Origin of the sequence: Streptomyces cinnamoneus, from assembly GCF_002939475.1 — a bacterium.
In the GTDB taxonomy this organism is placed as follows: Bacteria; Actinomycetota; Actinomycetes; order Streptomycetales; family Streptomycetaceae; genus Streptomyces; species Streptomyces cinnamoneus_A.
Genome location: NZ_PKFQ01000001.1, coordinates 994,155 through 1,011,367, shown reverse-complemented (window position 1 = coordinate 1,011,367; position 17,213 = coordinate 994,155). Strand labels below are relative to the sequence as shown.

Here is a 17,213-nt window from a genome sequence, read left to right as displayed (position 1 = left end):
CCCTGGCTAACTTCGCGGCACGGATGGTCGATTCCGCGCAGCGGAAACCCGGAGGAGCGCACATGGGGCAGCAGCAGCCGGTCGCGACCACGTTCGCGCCCTCGGTGTCCGAGCGCGTCGGCGCCTCGCTCGCCGGTGTCGACGCACAGCTCGCCCGGCGCTATCCCGGCGATCCCGGCACTCGGCAGCCCGTGCACACGGTCTACGTGCCGGCCGACGCCTTCGGGCCCGCGACCGTCCGCTCCTGGGGCGAGCAGGCCCTCGCGGCGCTCGACGAACACGCCCCCGACGCGAGCGCGTTCGCCCACGTGCTCGGCCTGCCCGACGGCCTCGCCGCACCGGTGTACGAGCGCGTGCGGGCCAAGCTCGGGCGCGAACCCGTGGAGGACCTGCGCGTCGACTTCGAAGACGGGTACGGCGCGCGACCGGACGCCGAGGAGGACGCGGCGGCGGCCCGCGCGGCCCGGGTGGTGGCGCGGGCGTACGCCGACGGCACCGCCGCCCCGTACACGGGCGTCCGCGTCAAGTGCATGGAGGCCGCCGTCCGCGACCGCGGCATCCGCACCCTCGACGTCTTCCTCACCGGGCTGATGGAGGCCGGCGGGCTGCCCGCGGGGCTGGTCCTCACCCTGCCCAAGGTCACCTATCCCGAGCAGGTGACCGCCATGGTGCGGCTCACCGAGGAGTTCGAGAAGGCCCACGGCCTGACGGCCGGCCGGCTCCGGTTCGAGGTGCAGATAGAGACCACCCAGTCCATCCTCGGCGCCGACGGACGGGCCACCGTCGCCCGGCTGATCGACGCGGGCGAGGGGCGCGTCACCTCCCTGCACTACGGCACCTTCGACTACAGCGCCGCCTGCGGGGTGAGCGCCGCCCACCAGTCCCCGGACCACCCGGCGGCCGACCACGCCAAGGCCGTCATGCAGACGGCCGCGGCCGGCACGGGAGTGCGGCTGTCGGACGGCTCCACGAACGTCCTGCCCGTCGGGCCCACCGAACACGTCCACGAGGCGTGGCGGCTGCACCACCGGCTCGTGCGCCGGTCACTGGCCCGCGCCTACTACCAGGGCTGGGACATGCACCCTGCGCACCTGCCGACCCGCTACGCCGCCGTCTACGCCTTCTACCGCGAGGGCCTGGACCAGGCGGCCGCCCGGCTCGTCGCCTACACCGGCCGGTCCGGGGGCGCGGTGCTGGACGAGCCGGCCACCGCCCGGGCCCTGAGCGGCCATCTGCTGCGCGGGCTGGACTGCGGGGCCCTGGACGCCGGCGAGGTGACCGGCCTGACGGGGCTCGGCCGCGGTGCGCTGGAGCGGCTGGCCGGCCGCCCGGGCCAGGACACCCCCTAGCCGGCCGGGAACATGGCGCGGACCAGTTCGAAGGTCCGGACCCGGAGGTCGAAGTCGGGACAGACGGTGGTGACCGCGAGTTCCTCGGGGGCGTAGGCGGCGACCAGGGCGGCGAGTCGTTCCGCCACCTCCGCGGGGACCCCGGAGAACAGGGCCGTGCCGTCCGTGCCCGTCTCCGGCGAGGGCGCGGCGGGCCTCAGGGCGTGGAGCTCCTCCCAGGACGGAAGGGTCCGGCGGCCCGTCGGGGCGGCGGCCAGGGCGAGGACGGAGCGCAGGCGCCGGACGTCCCCGGGGTCGTCCGCGCAGGCCACCCGGACGGCGACGCTGACGCGGGGGGCCGCCCCGAACGGCCCCGGGCGGAAGTTCTCCCGGTACAGCGCGACGATGTCCGGCCGCGGGGCGCCGTGGGCGAACTGCGCGAGGCAGAACGGAAGTCCGTGGCGGGCGGCGAGCTGCGCGCCGCCGGGGCCGGCACCGGTCAGCCACAGCTGGGGCGGGGACGACTCGGGCAGCAGGTCCGTCCCGGCGGTGACGTGGGCCAGCAGGTGCTCGATCTTCTCGTGGTACGGCGCCTCACCCGCCCGCGCGAGCAGCCGGGTGACCGTCTCCACCCCGCCGGGGCCGCGGCCGACACCGAGATCGATCCGCCCGGGGAAGAGCCGTTCCAGCAGGTTGAAGGTGGTCGCCACCTTCAAGGGCGCGTAGTGGGGCAGCAGGACCGAGGCGGTGCCGACCCGGATGGTCCCGGTCGCCGCGGCCGCCGCGGCGACCAGCACCTCGGGCGAGCCGCAGCCGCTGGTCGCCCCGTGGTGTTCGGCGACCCAGAACCGGTCGTAGCCCAGGCGCTCGGCCGCCACCGCGAGCCGGACCGACTCCCGGGCGGCCCCGGCCGGGCCGGTGGCGCCGTAGACCAGCACCTGGTCGAACGCGGTGAGTCTCATCATCGGGCTCCCGTCGCGGCTCCCGCCGCGGGTTCGTGGCCTGCGGTCTGCGCCTCGTACATCCGGGCGTACAGACCGCCGAGGCCCATCAGCTCCTGGTGGTCGCCGTCCTCGACGAGCCGGCCGCGGTCGAAGACCAGCACCCGGTCCGCGCGCAGCACGGACGAGAAGCGGTGGGCGATCAGCAGCGAGACCCGGCCGGCCGTGGCGGTGGTGAGGGTGTCGAGCAACTCGGCCTCGGTGATGGTGTCGAGCGCGGCGGTCGGCTCGTCCATGACCCGCACGCTGGCCGAGCGCACCATGCTCCGGGCGATGGCCAGCCGCTGCCACTGGCCGCCGGAGAACTCCACGCCGCCCGTGAACAGTTTTCCGGCCTGCGTCCCGTAACCCTGGGGCAGGGCCGCGATGTGCTCGTGCATCCCCACCTCGCGGGCCGCGGCCTCGACCCTCCCGGCTGCCCGGTCCGCCTCGTGCACCAGGCCGAGCGAGATGTTCTCACCGACCGAGAGCTGGTACTGGACGTAGTTCTGGAAGACGTAGGAGACGCGGTCGCGGAGGCTGTCCAGCCGGAAGTCGGCGAGGGGGACGCCGTCGACGACGATCGAGCCCCCGGTCGGCTCGTAGAGGCGGCCGAGAAGCTTGCCGAGGGTCGACTTCCCCGCGCCGTTCAGGCCGACGACCGCCGTCACCTGGCCCGGCTTCAGCGTGAACGAGACGTTCTCCAGGGCGTGCCGCCCGCTGCCGGGGTAGCTGAACGACACGTCGCGGAACTCGACGCCCGCGCTGATCTCCTCGGGGAACGCCAGCTCCCCTTCCGGAAGCGGCGTGTGCTCGATCGCGAGGAACTCGTTCACATTGCGCAGGAAGAGCTGGTTGACGTACATCCCCGACAGGGCGCCGTAGAGCATCTGGGCACTGCTCTGCAGCATGCCGATCGCCTGGATCACGGCGAGCAGTCCGGCCACGTGCCGCGCGTCGGTGCCGGCCAGGATCGCCGTGGCCTGCGCGGAGACGGTCAGCGCCGCGGTGAGGACCACCATCGGGATGGCGAGGCGGAAGTTCCGGTTCGCCAGCCGGAGGTCGGCGCCGACGATCCCGGCGAGCAGCTTCCGGTGGTGGGTGAGGACCACCGGGGCGAGCCGGAAGGCCAGCACCTCCTTCATCGAGTCCGGCTGTGAGGCCAGGTGCTGCCAGTAGGTGAGCCGGCGCCGTTCCTCCGAACGGCCGTGTTCCAGCGCGTGGGCGCGCTTGCCCTGGAGGATCTGCGCGACCACCGTCGGCACCGGGGCGAGCACGGCCAGCAGCGCCACCCGGTAGTCCAGGGTCCAGAGGATCGCGCCGACCGAGCCGAAGGCGACCACCTGGGTGACCGTCTGCACCAGCTGGGAGAGCAGCATGCCCGGCCGGAAACCCACCTCGCGCACGGCCCGCTGCAACGAGTCCTGGATCTTGGGATCCTCCACCTGGGAGAGCGTGAACCGTCCCGCCCGGCTGATGATCTCGTCGGACAGATGGGCCGACAGCCTGCTCTGACAGCGCTGCATGGCCCGGCTCTGCAGGAGGATCAGCACCTGCGAGCCGAGGCCCAGCAGGGCCAGGAGGCCCAGGTAGAACAGGATGTCGCCGGCCTGCGGGCGGGAGCTGCCGGCGGCGCGCAGCAGAGCCGTCGCGAAGGCCGCCGTGAGGGTGACCTGACAGGCCGGCAGGACACCGACGACCAGCGAGGTCACGATCACCTGCGCGGTTCCGGCGCGGTCACTGCGCCAGGACTGGCCGAGCACCTTCAGGCCCGGGCGCGGTGCCTGCGCCAGCCGCCGGAGCCGGGAGCGCGGGTTCACCGGGACCCTCCCGCCGCCGGCGCGTCCCCGGCCGCGGCGACCCGGTCGAGGAGCCGCCGCCACATGCCGTACGCGGCATCCTCCTGTTCGCGCCGCAGACCCATCCGGTTGCTGTGCATGTGGAACAGACTGCGCAGGATGTCCTCGCGGTCCGACCAGAGGGCGCCGGCCGCCGCGAGCTCGGCGACCCGGGCGGCGTACCCGGCCCCGGCGTCCCGCCAGGCCTCGCTCACCTGTCCGAGCACCGCGGCCTCGGCGCCGGGGGCGGTGTGGCCCTGCCAGAGCCGGCGCGCGACGGCCCGGTACTCCGCACCGCCGGCCCGCGGACCGGCCATGGACCGCACCAGGTCGTGCCGTTCGGCGAAGTCGGGGACCAGGGACCGGCCGACGGCTTCGAGGCTGAGCACGGTGAGGGCGGCCCGGTCCAGCGGGACCTCACCCGCCGGTGCGGGCGCCGCGAGGTGCCGCAGCAGGGCCAGGGTCGCGGCGCTGTCCGCGCGGAACAGCTCCTCGGCCGCGTCGATCAGCTCGGGCCCGCCGTAGCGTTCGACCTCGCGGCGGTACGTGGCGAAGGAGACGTCCACGATCCGGCCCCCGACCACCAGGCCGTGGCCCCACGTCGCCACCTCGCCCAGCAGCTCGGCGGCCCGCGCCGGGTCCGCGGCCGGGAAGCGCAGCCGCAGGTGCGGGGCGGGATCGCCGTACCGCAGGTAGAAGGGGTGGCCCGCGAGCCGCCGTTCGGCCAGCGAGCGCGTCAGCGCCGTCACCTCCTCGACGAGGAGGGCGTCCTGCGCGTCGTTCTCCACGTACAGCTTGGCGTACACCCACGGTCCGCCCACCGGCCGCAGCCGCTCGGCGTCGGTGACCGGTCGCCGGGCGGCGGCCACCGCCCGGGGCGCGGGCGCCGGCTGCCGGCGCAGCACGGGCACGACGACCTCCGCGGCGAAGGGGGCGCCGGCCTCGTCCCGCAGGAAGCCCTCCTCGGGTCCCGGCAGCGCCTCCTCGATCCGCAGCGTGAAGTCCGCGTCCCGGGCGGCGGCCAGCCGCAGTTCCTCCAGTGAGGGGGCGCTCTCCAGGTCGAGCAGGATCGTGTTGTCGCCCTGGGTGAGGACGGTGTGGCGCGGCACGTTCCACTGCGCGCGCCAGGCCGTGACGGCCGCGGTGAAGGCCGCCGGCGATCCCGTACAGCTGGCCGGCAGTCCGGAGGCGCTCAGCAGCCAGCGCGCGCGTCTGAGCACCAGGTCGCGCCAGACGACCCGGGGCAGGAACGGCATGCTGTTCGTCAGGGAGCCCCAGTCGAACGGCGACACGTCGCGGAAGGCGGCCGAGGAGACGTCGAGAAGGAAGCGGCCGACGTTCGGCGCCATCAGCGGGTTGAGCATGGTGTGCTGGGTGACGTGCAGGTCGCAGCCGAGGACCGGGCTGTGCAGGTACAGCCGTCCTTGGCGCACGCCCACGACCACGTCCTCGAGCGCGATCACCTGGTGGGCGGGCCGCCCCGGCGCCACGTTGAGCGGCAGTTCGAGCGTGCGCACCGCCGGCCGGACCGCGACGTTCGTGGCCCGGGCCTTCTCCGGCAGGTAGGTCAGCTCCACCACCGCCACCCCGGGCAGCAGCGCGGCCTCCGCCGCGGCCAGCTCCGCGAGATCCCGGCGGCCCTCCTCGCCCAGCACGTCGTGGAACCGGGCGAAGGTCCGGCCGCCGTACGCCACCGCCGTGACCACTCCGTGCCAGCCCGACCCCGGTGCCGTGGGCGGCGCCAGCTGGAGGTGGACGTCGATCGCGGGCCTCAGCGGCCGGTCGTCGTGCTGCCGCAGCTCGGCGGTCCACCGCTCGTCGAGGACCGCCTCCAGGCCGCCGCGGCTGATCGCGTCGGCGGCGAAGCGCTGCAGGACCGCGTCCCGGTCCTGTCTGCTCCGGTCGCTGGTGGTCGTCGGCTGCAGCTCGAAGGAACGCGGCGGGTTCAGGTAACCGGCCGGCGGGCCCAGTCCGGTCTCCTCGGAGAGCACCTCCAGGACCGGGACCTCGGCCTGCGCGCCGTAGCGTTCGGTGAACGCCGTCGCGTAGTCGCGGAGCCGCAACGGGTACTGGTAGACGTCGCCCACGGTGGTCAGGATCCCAGCGGCGTCCTCCGCCAGTGTCTGGACCTCGGCCGGCAGGACGGGCCGGGCGGGGACGTTCAGCCGGGCGTCGACCCGCAGCAGCGGCCCGCCGTAGTCGGCGCTCACCTGCCGTGCCGACGGGGCGATCTCCTCCTGGAGCGCCTCCAGGGCGGCCACGTCGCCGGCGGCGTTGAACGCGGCCACCGCGTCCTCGACGGATGCCAGCGCGGCGACCGCCTCGTCGTCGCAGGCGGTCGCCAACCGGGCCGACAGCGGCGGTTGTTCCGCCCCTTCCAGCAGGACCGGGCGGTGCGCGGTGATCAGGAAGGCCAGCTCGACCAGCTGGTCCAGGAGCGCGGTGACCTTCTCCGGCGGGACCGCCGGGTACCGCTGCGTCAGCTCGTCGCGCAACGCGCCGAAGGTCTTCGGCGTACGGGCCGACTCCAGCACCAGCCCGACCGCCGGCGACCAGCGGACGGAGACCGAGCGTCGCGACCCCTCGCCGTAGGCGTCGGCCGTGGACAGCCAGGCCCGGCCCCTGCTCCGGTGGATCAGGTCGTTGGTGCGGAGCTCCAGTTCGGGCCGGGCCCGCGGGGCGTCGATGACCGACTTGAACAGGTGCAGCACCCAGCCCATGTCCGGCCTGGCCACGGCGTCGACGATCGCCGGCACGCCGAGCAGGGTGCCGGCAGGGGTGTCGGGCCGGCCGGGCGGGGCGGCCGGGGCCGGTCCCGGGAAGGCGCCCACCGCCACACCCGCCACCGTGCTCAGCGGGGTCGGCCGCATGCTCATCCGGTTCAGGTACCGGCCGAGGCTCATCATCGCGCGGCGCCGGTCCCGGGCCGAGAGCGCGTCGACGCCCTCCACGGCGCGGGCCAGGTCCGGTGCCGCCAGCGAGATCGCCGAGCGGACCCCGGGCCTCGCCCACATCTCCAGCAGACCGCGCAGATAGCGGGCCTCCCACCCCGCCGGGTCCGCGCCCGGGGTCCTGGCCCCGGCGGCCAGCAGGTCCGTCATCCCCCGGGTCGGCAGGGCCGGCGCGCGGAGCAGGAAGAAGTCCCGTGCGACGTAGGTGCGGTCTCTCCCGGACTTCCGGTCGCTGGTCTCGGCGTTCCGACGGGTCACGCTCATTCCTTAGCTGTGCTGTGGGCGACGCTTGTACGGGGTGCGGCGGTGCGGGCGTACGGGGTGCGGCGGTCCGGGGTCCGCCTCCGGTCCGTCGCGGTCCCGGTCGGGTCAGGCCCGGGTTCGGGTCAGGCCCGGGTGAGGAAGAAGAGCTCGTCCCACTCCGCCGCCTGCGGTGCGAGAGCCCCGCAGAGCGCGAGCAGGACACCGGCCGCGCCGTTGAGCAGTCCCGGGTCGTCGGCGAACTCGCCACGCCTGGGCTCGTCCGTCACCACGTAGGGGCGGGCCTCGTCCGCCAGCGACAGAACGGCGGACAGCGAGTCCTCGGCCATGGCCCGGAAGGAGGCCGAGCCCGTGACCGCGTGGGCCCGCCGGTAGACCGCCAGCAGTCCGGCGTGGCCGTGGCAGAGGTTGGGGGAGAAGACGGTCCGCTCGTCCGGGGCCCAGTCCACCACCCGCTGGAGGGCCCCGGCCGCGGTCGCCTCAAGGGCGGTGTCCCCGAGCACCTTGGACGCGCTCAGCAGGGCGATGCCGATCCCCGGAGCGCCGTAGCACCAGGCGGCGCGCGCGGGGTGCTGGCCGAGCGGGGCGACGGGCAGGCCGGTCTCCTCGTCGGCCCGGAGGAGGTTCGGCCAGGCGGCGCCGGGCACCTCGTCCCTGAGCCGGTTCTCGACCAGCCAGGCCGTGGTCTGCGCGAGGCGTTCCGCCGGGCCAGGGCCGCCGATCCCCGCGGCGGCCGCGGCGCACAGCGCCGAGATGACGCCCGGCAGGCCGTGGGCGAAGCCCAGGTTGTACATCCCGTGCGGGGCCTGGTCCTCGTATCCCGGATAGGCCGGGTAGTAGTCGGGCGACGTGAACCAGCCGAACCGCCGCCGGTCGTCCGGCTCGGTCAGCCGCAGGAGGTACTCCGTCAGCCGCTCGGCCGCGACGCGGACCGGGTCGCCGGGTGAGGCGTCCAGGGCGGTGCTGAGCCGGACCGCCGCGGCCAGCTGGCCGGCCGCGCCCGAGATGACGTCGAAGTCGGAGACCGGCAGGCCCGCCCCGGGCTCCAGCCGCGGCGTGGCCGCGATCTGTTCGCCGAGCCGGTCGGCGATCCGGCGCAGGGACGGGAGGTAGCGACGGTCGTACACCGAGAAGTCGAGCAGGACGGAGGCGAAACCCGCGGTGCCGGCGTAGAGACCGGGGCCGGCCAGCGGCTCTTCGGCGGTGGCCTGGGCGGAACGGCGGAGCAGGGCCTGGGCCGCGTCGACGAGTCGCGGCTCGTCCAGCGTCCTTCCGGCGTGCAGCAGCGCCAGCGCGATCCCCGGGTAGCCGTCGGCCAGGCTCGACCCGTGCGCCGCGGACCCGTCGCCGGACGTCTCCACCGCCGCACCGGCGAAGGCCGCCAGCCGGCCGGCCACGGCCCGGGCCACTTCGGCGGCCCTCGCGTCGAATTCCAGCAGTGCCACCTCGGACTCCCCCCGATTCACCACAACACTCCGCATCGTTCTTCGAACGGTGGGCCGAGTCCGGCAGTCCACCGTTTTCCGGGAAGCCCCCGACTTCCCGGAAGCTCCCGGTGCCGTCCGGCACCGGGAGCTTCTCCACTGCGGGCACGTGCCCGTCAGGCGATCAGCAGACCGTCGGGTAGCCGATCGTGATCGGGCAGCCGCAGGAAGCGTTGTTGCAGGACCAGCAGGTGCTGCCGATGCTCGCGAAGCCCTGCGTCGTGTCCTGGGTCGGGGCCACGGCCACGCGGACGTCGAGATCGAAATCCTGCTCCATCTTTACCTCCACTGAGAATTCATGAATTCCCGCTCCCCCGGCCGGACTCCACTGAATTCCGTACAAGGGAGCGGCTGTAGGAGAGTTCTAGCACGCAGTTCGAACACGCTGGCCGATTTTGACGTCCCGTTCCGGCCACCAGCGGTGTGGCGCAGTTAACAAGATCACGGAACGCGCTGATCAACTCGTAGTGGAATGGTTCAATCCGGCCAAGAGGATGGCCAGATTCCATATCATTCAGTTGTCCATGAGCATCATGAGCTGTCCATATCGCCCAGATATGGGACTAGTTAGGGATTTTGATTGATTTGTAGATATCATCAGTGGAATGGGCTAGCTTGATCCGGGTGTGGTGGACCGCTCGTCCGACGGCGACCATGCCGGAACCAGCCATGTGATCGCCATGTGAACGGTGGAGGAATTCCGCAGCGAAGGGAATTGCCTGGCCCTTAAAGGGGATTGCCGCGGAGGAAACGGTCCGAGCGTCGGGGCGCGTTTCCGGGGGGGCGGGACGCCCCGGTGCGGGTCAGGCGGACGGAGGAGGGAGCTCTCCGGAGCCGCGCGGTACGAGCCGGGTCGGCAGCTCCACACGTCGAGGGGCGCCCTCCACGCCCTCCAGGCGCCGGAAGAGCAGCCGCGCCGCGGTGCGCCCGAGGCGGGCGGGGTCCTGGGCGACGACCGTGACGGCGGGGGAGAGCAGGTCGGCGAGCTCGAAGTCGTCGAAGCCCACGAGGGCCACCGGCCGGCCCAGTTCGGCGATGACGCGGACGGCCGTGACGGTCACCCGGTTGTTCCCGGTGAACAGCGCGGTCACCGGGTCCGGTCCGGTGAGCATGCGCTCGGCCTCCGCCCGTACGCGCCCGGGCGCGGTGGAGCCGGGCGACACCCAGGAGCCGTCCACGGGCAGGCCGGCCGTCTCCATCGCGGCGCGGTAGCCGCGCAACCGCTCGGCGGCGGTGTGGATGTGGGGCTGGTCGCCGATGAAGCCGATGCGGCGGTGGCCGTGCGCGACGAGGTGGGCGACGCCCTCCCGGGCGCCGCCGAAGTTGTCCGTGAGGACCGCGTCGGCGTCTATCAGGCCGGCCGGGCGGTCGACGAAGACCGTGGCCACGCCCGCCGCGATCTCGGGCTCCAGGTAACGGTGGTCGTGGCCCGCGGGGATGACGATCAGGCCGTCGACCCGCCGGGCGCAGAAGGCGAGGGCCAGCTCCTGCTCGCGGTCGGCGTCCTCGGCGCTGGAGCCGTTGATGAGCAGCGCGCCGTGGTCGCGGGCGACCTCCTCGACGGCGCGGTTGAGCGGGGCGTAGAAGGGGTCGGCGAGGTCCTCCAGGATCAGGCCGATGGAGGCGGTGCGTCCCTTGCGCAGGATGCGCGCGCTGTCGTTGCGGCGGAAGCCCAGGGCGGTGATGGCGTCCTGCACGCGGCGCTCGGTGTCCGGGGTGACCCCGGGCTCGCCGTTCACCACGCGGGAGACGGTCTTGAGGCCCACCCCGGCCCGCGAGGCGACGTCCTTCATGGTGGGCCGGGCGCCGTAGCGGGGACGACCGCTGCGGGGGGTGCCGGCCGGGCCGGAGGGCGGGGCGGTGTCGGCCATGGGCGCTCGTCCTTTGCACGAGGGGTGCTGTGCCTCCCGGACCTGCGGAGGTGACGTCGAGCATAGAGCCTGGACAACGTTGTCATGACTGGGGAGACTGACGGGCGCAGAGCCGTTTCGCCGCCGCCGACCAGGAGAGAACGCCACCGTGGACACCGACCCGGGCGACGCCGTCCGCCCCGACTCGGGCGACTGTGCCCGTCCGCCCTCGGGCGACCTCGTCGCCGCGCTCGACATCGGCGGCACCAAGATCGCCGGGGCGTTGGTGGCCGGGGACGGACGGCTGCTCGTCCGCGCCCGGCGGGCGACCCCCGCCCGGGAGGACGGCGCGACGGTCATGGGGGCGGTGGCCGCCGTCCTCGGCGAGCTGCTCCGCTCCCCGCTCTGGCCCCGCGTACGGGCCGTGGGCATCGGGAGCGCCGGGCCGGTGGACGCCGTGGCCGGCACCGTCAGTCCCGTCAACGTGCCCGGCTGGCGGGGGTTTCCCCTGGTCGCCGAGGTGGCCCGGCACACCGGCGGGCTGCCGGTGGTGCTGGTCGGCGACGGGGTGGCGATGACGGCGGCGGAGCACTGGCAGGGGGCGGCCCGGGGCCGGGACAACGCCCTGTGCATGGTCGTCTCCACCGGCGTCGGCGGCGGTCTGGTGCTCGGCGGCCGCCTGCATGCCGGACCCACGGGCAACGCGGGGCACATCGGGCACATCAGCGTCGACCTGGACGGCGCCCCCTGCCCCTGCGGTGCCCGGGGCTGCGTCGAACGCATCGCGAGCGGCCCCAACATCGCACGCCGGGCCGTGGCGGACGGCTGGCGCCCCGGCCCGGACGGTGACGCCAGCGCGGAGGCCGTCGCGGTGGCCGCGCGGGCGGGCGACCCGGTCGCCCTGGCCTCCTTCGCACGGGCCGCGCAGGCGCTGGCCGCCGGGATCGCCGCCACGGCGGCGCTGGTGGAGATCGAGGTGGCGGTCATAGGCGGGGGCGTCGCCGGTGCCGGGGACGTGCTGTTCGGCCCGTTGCGGTCACGACTGCGCGACTACGCGACCCTCTCCTTCGCCTCGGGCGTCGAGGTCCTCCCCGCCCGGCTCGGCTCCGACGCGGGCCTGGTCGGCGCGGCGGCCGCCGCGGCGGGGAGTGTGGAGTTGTGGGGGACCTCCGCCGCGGGGTGACGCGGTCGCGTCGGGTGCGCTGCGGTGCTGCTCAGCGGTGTGGTGCCGCTCAGTGCTGTGGTGCTGCTCGGCGGAGTGGCGCTGCCTGGTGCCGCGTTGTCCTTCGGCGTCGCGTTGTCTTGCGGGTCGCGGTGGTGGGGCCGGGCACGCTGCCGTGTGCGGTCGCGGTGGGGCCGGTCGTCGCCGTTCGGGGTGCTTCTCGTGTGCCGCTCCGTGTGACGCGTTCCCGTCAGGTCTCCGCCTTCCCCGCGCGGGGCCCCATGCCGCTCGCACACGTTTCCGTGGCAAGGTGTTGGCGGCCACGGTGTTCCGGGCGCGGAACGTCACAGGGGGCCTCGGAGAAGGGGGGAACCGTGATCGTCTGGCTGAACGGCGCGTTCAGTGGCGGGAAGACCAGCGCGGCCAGGGAACTGGCCGAACTCGTCCCGGACAGCAACCTCTACGACCCCGAGGTGACCGGCGGGGCGCTGCGGCACCTCCTACCGCCCAAGCGGAGGGGGGAGGTCGACGACTACCAGGACCTGCCCATCTGGCGGCGCATGGTTGTGGACACGGCGGCGGCACTCCTCGCGGAGCTCGGCGGGGTGCTCATCGTGCCGATGACGCTGCTGCGGCAGGAGTATCGCGACGAGGTCTTCGGCGGCCTGGCCGCCCGGCGGATCCGGGTCAGGCACATCCTGCTGAACACCGATGAAACGATCCTGCGCCAACGCATCGAGGGGCGGGTGGAGTTCGCGGACGACCCCGCGCGCAGCGAGTCCGTCCGGCAGTGGGCGCGCGACCACGTCCAGCCGTACCGCGAGGCGCTGCCCTGGCTGACCGCCGACGCCTTCGGCGTCGACAACAGCCGGCTCACGCCGCGGGAGACGGCCGAACGCGTCGCCGAGGCCATACGCACCGGCACCGCCGGTGTCTGCCCGATCGTCCAGACCCCCGAACCGACCGCGGAGACCCTCGCCTCCGGTGTGCTGCTCTTCGACGAGCACGACCGGGTGCTGCTCGTCGACCCGACCTACAAGCCCGGCTGGGAGTTCCCCGGCGGTGTCGTGGAGCCCGGTGAGGCACCCGCCCGTGCGGGCATGCGGGAGGTGGCCGAGGAGATCGGCATCGAACTCACCTCCGTGCCGCGGTTGCTGGTCGTCGACTGGGAGCCGCCCAAGCCGCCCGGCTTCGGCGGGCTGCGCTTCCTGTTCGACGGCGGCCGGCTGAACACGGCCGACGCGGAGCGGCTGCTGTTGCCGGGGGCCGAGCTGCGGGGGTGGCGGTTCGTCACCGAGGACGAGGCCTCGACGATGTTGCCGCCGGTGCGGCTGAACCGGCTGCGGTGGGCGCTGCGCGCCCGGGAGCGGGGGATGCCGCTCAACCTTGAGGGCGGCGTGCCGGTGGGGTGACCCCCCGGGTACCGCCCGCCGGGTGTGCGCCCTGCCGGCGCGGGGCCGGGGGCGGGGCGGGGAGGGCCCTTCTGAGGGCTGCGACTTCGCGGGTCTCGCCCCCCGTTTCCCCCGCACCCGGCACCGCCCGCGAAACCGCTTCACGCCCCCTGTCAGGGTCCTCCCCGCCCCGCCCCCTCACGTGGCCTTCCGCCGTCGCGGGCGCTTGCACGGTGGTTCAGCCGGGTGGGTTCAGTGCTTTCCCGCCGCGTACTTCGTCAGGAACAGCGCCTCCGCCAGGGACAGGCGCTCCAGCTCCTCCGGCGAGACGCTCTCGTTCACCGCGTGGATCTGGGCCTCCGGCTCGCTCAGACCGATCAGGAGGATCTCCGTCTCCGGGTACAGCGACGCCAGCGTGTTGCACAGCGGGATCGAGCCGCCCATGCCGGCGGTCTGCATCTCCTCGCCCGGGTAGGCGATGCGCATGGCCTCCGCCATCGACGCGTAGGCCGGGCTGCTGGTGTCGGCCTGGAACGGCTGGCCCTGGCCCACCTGGTCCACGGTGACGCGGGCGTTCCAGGGCGTGTGCGCCTGGAGGTGCGCCGTCAGGAGCTTCGTCGCCTCCGCTGCGTCCTGGCCCGGCGGGACGCGCAGGCTGATCAGGGCGCGGGCACCGGCCTGGACGGAGGGGGTGGCGCCGACGACCGGCGGGCAGTCGATGCCGATGACGGTGACGGCCGGGCGGGCCCAGATCCGGTCGGCCACCGTGCCGGAACCGATGAGAGAGACGCCGTCGAGGACCTTGGCGTCCTGGCGGAACGCGTCCTCGCCGTACTGCAGGCCCTCCCATTCCTGGGCGGCGGTCAGGCCGTCGACCGTCGTCGAGCCGTCCTCGGCCCGCAGCGAGTCGAGGACGCGGATCAGCGCGGCCAGCGCGTCGGGGGCCGCACCGCCGAACTGGCCGGAGTGCAGGTTGCCCTCCAGCGTGTCCACCTGGACGCGGACCATGGTCATGCCGCGCAGGGTCGCCGTCACGGTCGGCAGGCCCACGCGGAAGTTCCCGGCGTCGCCGATGACGATGGCGTCGGCGGCCAGCAGCTCGGGGTGCGCCTCGGCGTACCGCTCCAGGCCGCCCGTGCCCTGCTCCTCCGAGCCCTCGACGATGACCTTGACGCCGACCGGTACGCCGCCGTGCTCCTTGAGCGCCCGCAGGGCGGTCAGGTGCATGATGAAGCCGCCCTTGCAGTCGGCGGCGCCCCGCCCGTACCAGCGGCCGTCGCGCTCGGTCAGCTCGAAGGGCGGGGAGATCCAGGCGTCCTCGTTCAGGGGCGGCTGCACGTCGTAGTGCGCGTAGAGGAGGACCGTCGGGGCGCCGGCGGGGCCGGCGAGGTGGCCGTAGACGGACTGGGTGCCGTCGGGGGTGTCGAGCAGGGCCACGTCCTCGAAGCCCTCGGCGCGCAGCGCTCCGGCCACCCAGTCCGCGGCGGCCTCGCACTCGCTCCGGGGGAACTGCGCCTCGTCCGCGACCGACTTGAAGGCCACCAGCTCGGCCAGCTCGGCCAGGGCGCGGGGTTGCAGCGAGGCGACGGTCGTCGCGAGCGCGGCCGGATCCGGCTGCGTGGTCGAGGACGTGTCCATGGAACGCTCCTTGGGGGCGCGGCGTTATGTCCGTACGTACGGGCGATTGCCCGACGATCCTGTCATGGCCCGCGCGGGCGTGCGCCGGGTGGTCCGCTCGCGGTCTTCCCCCGGTCGGCCGCCGGACGGCGGGTCGTAGGATGCGGGCGGTAGCGACAGCCGGTGATCGAGCGGGAGTAGAAGCACAGGTGAGCAGCGACAACGCAGAAGCGGGCCGGGACGACGTGACCGAGCCTGTGTGGGACGTCGTGGTGGTGGGCGGCGGGCCCGCCGGGGCGTCCGCCGCCCACGCCGCGGCCGCCGGGGGCCGTCGGGTCCTGTTGCTGGAGAAGGCCGAGCTGCCACGCTACAAGACCTGTGGCGGCGGCATCATCGGCCCGTCCCGGGACGCGCTGCCGCCCGGTTTCCAACTGCCGTTGCGCGACCGGGTCCACGCCGTGACCTTCTCGCTCAACGGCAAGCTGACGCGCACCCGCCGTTCGAAGCGGATGCTCTTCGGTCTCATCAACCGCCCCGAGTTCGACGCGGGCCTGGTCGAGGCCGCCCGCGCCGCGGGCGCCGAGGTGCGCACCGGGGTGACCGTCTCCAAGGTGGAGCAGCACGGTCCGGCCGTGCCCGACCGGCGCACCGTCGCCGTCGTCCTCGGTGACGGCAGCACGGTGCTGGCCCGGGCCGTGGTGGGCGCCGACGGCAGCGCCGGCCGCATAGGGGCACACGTCGGGGTGAAGCTCGAACAGGTGGACCTCGGTCTGGAGGCGGAGATCCCGGTGCCGCCGACCGTCGCCGAGGACTGGGCCGGGCGGGTACTGATCGACTGGGGGCCCATTCCGGGGAGCTACGGGTGGGTCTTCCCCAAGGGCGACACGCTGACCGTCGGGGTCATCTCGGCGCGGGGCGACGGCGCCGGCACCAAGCGCTACCTGGAGGACTTCATCGCCCGGCTGGGGCTGGCGGGTTTCGAGCCGAGCATCTCCTCCGGGCACCTGACCCGCTGCCGCGCCGACGACTCCCCGCTCTCGCGCGGACGCGTGATCGTGTGCGGTGACGCGGCCGGTCTGCTGGAGCCGTGGACCCGCGAGGGCATCTCCTTCGCCCTGCGCTCGGGGCGCCTGGCGGGGGAGTGGGCCGTGCGGATCGCCGAGGCCCAGGACGCGGTGGACGCCCGCCGCCAGGCGCTCAACTACGCCTTCGCCATCAAGGCCGGGCTGGGCGTCGAGATGGGCGTCGGCCGCCGCATGCTCACCCTCTTCGAGCGCCGTCCCGGTCTCATCCACGCCGCCGTCACCGGGTTCAGGCCGGCCTGGCACGCGTTCGCCCGCGTCGTGCGGGGCTCGACGACGCTCGCCGAGATCGTGCGGACCCACCCGCTGGCCCGGCGCGCGCTGTCGGCCATGGACCGGTGATCCGTTTCTTCTGAGGGCCGGATCCGCCGGCCCTCAGAAGAGGGCCTCCGGCGGTTCCGCGCTCTCCGGGGTGTGCACCTCCGCGGTCGTCCCCGCGTCCGGCGCGGCCGCCGACAGGGACCAGCCCGCCAGTTGCCGGGCGTCGACGAGCAGCAGCTGGCCGTCCGGCGTGTCCAGATACACGTCGGGGCCGGCCACCGCCGCCACCCGGCCCGCCACCGTGCGCCCCGGGGCGAGCCGGACCACGCCGTAGCCGGGCCGGAGCCGGTCCAGGTGGAACACCCGGTCGTGGTGCACGGGGGCGAAGTCCCGCACGGCCAGGGACTCCGGCGCGAGCGCCCTCGCCCGCTCGTGCAGGGCGGCGAGCTCCGAGGTCCTGCGCTCCCGCGCCGGCAGGGGATGGCGGGCCGCCCGTTTGGCCGCGTAGGGGAAGCGGTCCGGCACCGCCAGCGCCGCACCCAGCACCGCCTCCGCCCGGCGGGCCGCCATCAGCGGCCCGCGGCCCAGCAACGCGGAGGACAGCGCCGCCTGTTCGAGCAACCGCGCCCCCTCCCGTTCGGCGGCGGTGATGCCGACCTTGATCAGGCCGGGGGCGAACCAGGCGAGGTAGACGTCGTAGGGGCGCGGGTCGTCGACGGCGGTGTCGGAGGCCACCGAGTACGAGCGGTCCAGACGGGCGCACTGCGGGCACTGCGAGGACACCGCCGTCGCCGGCACCTCCGCGTGGTCCGGGCAGGGCGTGTGACGGCCGTTCCTGCGCACTCCCGTGCAGCGGCGGCGGTCACCGGTGCTGAACGCCAGCGGCCGCCCCGGCGGGAGCGGGGAGAGGCGCTCACCGTGGCCGGGGTGCCGCCACAGCAGGGCCGGGTCCTCCCCGCTCCAGCGCAGGCCCGCGCACCACCACTGCTCGCGTCCGTCGTTCACCTC

12 protein-coding genes are annotated in these 17,213 nt (G+C 74.3%); 4 read left to right on the top strand and 8 right to left on the bottom strand.

The features are described 5' to 3' along the window. Positions 1-62 precede the first annotated feature (62 nt). Complete coding sequence (locus tag CYQ11_RS03905; protein ID WP_099198556.1) at positions 63-1,349, top strand: DUF6986 family protein; 1,287 nt, start codon at positions 63-65, stop codon at positions 1,347-1,349. Here CYQ11_RS03905 and CYQ11_RS03900 read toward each other — a convergent pair. The 6 genes from CYQ11_RS03900 to CYQ11_RS03880 form a co-directional block, all read right to left on the bottom strand. Further along, positions 1,346-2,290: an MsnO8 family LLM class oxidoreductase gene (locus tag CYQ11_RS03900; RefSeq protein WP_181143568.1), complete on the bottom strand. Its 945-nt coding sequence runs from the start codon at positions 2,288-2,290 to the stop codon at positions 1,346-1,348. The two genes, CYQ11_RS03905 and CYQ11_RS03900, sit on opposite strands and share 4 nt — an antisense overlap. Beyond that, entirely contained in the window at positions 2,290-4,128 is a 1,839-nt protein-coding gene (locus tag CYQ11_RS03895; RefSeq protein ID WP_146104646.1) for an ABC transporter ATP-binding protein, read from the bottom strand. Before CYQ11_RS03895 ends, CYQ11_RS03900 begins: the two co-directional genes overlap by 1 nt. Beyond that, positions 4,125-7,355 carry a lantibiotic dehydratase gene (locus tag CYQ11_RS03890; RefSeq protein ID WP_181143567.1) on the bottom strand — a complete coding sequence of 1,077 codons (3,231 nt, stop codon included), beginning with the start codon at positions 7,353-7,355 and terminating at the stop codon, positions 4,125-4,127. Before CYQ11_RS03890 ends, CYQ11_RS03895 begins: the two co-directional genes overlap by 4 nt. Positions 7,356-7,483: 128 nt before the next feature. Then, positions 7,484-8,803, bottom strand: coding sequence for a lanthionine synthetase C family protein (locus CYQ11_RS03885; protein WP_181143566.1), 1,320 nt, complete (start codon positions 8,801-8,803; stop codon positions 7,484-7,486). 163 nt (positions 8,804-8,966) lie between these two features. After that, a complete protein-coding gene (locus tag CYQ11_RS29370) occupies positions 8,967-9,119 on the bottom strand; it encodes an FDLD family class I lanthipeptide (protein WP_181143565.1) in 153 nt (50 codons plus the stop codon). A gap of 526 nt (positions 9,120-9,645) precedes the next feature. Further along, positions 9,646-10,713, bottom strand: a complete 1,068-nt coding sequence (locus CYQ11_RS03880; RefSeq protein ID WP_099198551.1) for a LacI family DNA-binding transcriptional regulator — start codon at positions 10,711-10,713, stop codon at positions 9,646-9,648. A gap of 235 nt (positions 10,714-10,948) precedes the next feature. Here CYQ11_RS03880 and CYQ11_RS03875 point away from each other — a divergent pair, with 235 nt between their 5' ends. Together CYQ11_RS03875 and CYQ11_RS03870 are read left to right on the top strand one after the other, a co-directional pair. Continuing rightward, positions 10,949-11,875 carry an ROK family protein gene (locus CYQ11_RS03875; RefSeq protein WP_240003298.1) on the top strand — a complete coding sequence of 309 codons (927 nt, stop codon included), beginning with the start codon at positions 10,949-10,951 and terminating at the stop codon, positions 11,873-11,875. 353 nt (positions 11,876-12,228) lie between these two features. Then, the gene (locus tag CYQ11_RS03870) at positions 12,229-13,266 is read left to right on the top strand and encodes an NUDIX hydrolase (RefSeq protein ID WP_099198549.1); all 1,038 of its coding nucleotides are present in this window, start codon (positions 12,229-12,231) and stop codon (positions 13,264-13,266) included. Positions 13,267-13,497: 231 nt separating this feature from the next. On the opposite strand, the gene CYQ11_RS03865 is transcribed toward CYQ11_RS03870, so the two are convergent. Further along, positions 13,498-14,883, bottom strand: a complete 1,386-nt coding sequence (locus CYQ11_RS03865) for a dipeptidase (protein WP_099198548.1) — start codon at positions 14,881-14,883, stop codon at positions 13,498-13,500. Positions 14,884-15,071: 188 nt separating this feature from the next. Here CYQ11_RS03865 and CYQ11_RS03860 point away from each other — a divergent pair, with 188 nt between their 5' ends. Continuing rightward, the gene (locus CYQ11_RS03860; protein WP_240003291.1) at positions 15,072-16,286 is read left to right on the top strand and encodes a geranylgeranyl reductase family protein; all 1,215 of its coding nucleotides are present in this window, start codon (positions 15,072-15,074) and stop codon (positions 16,284-16,286) included. Between the two features lie 33 nt (positions 16,287-16,319). Here CYQ11_RS03860 and CYQ11_RS03855 read toward each other — a convergent pair whose 3' ends face one another. Then, a complete protein-coding gene (locus tag CYQ11_RS03855) occupies positions 16,320-17,210 on the bottom strand; it encodes a DUF2797 domain-containing protein (protein ID WP_099198609.1) in 891 nt (296 codons plus the stop codon). Positions 17,211-17,213: the final 3 nt, after the last annotated feature.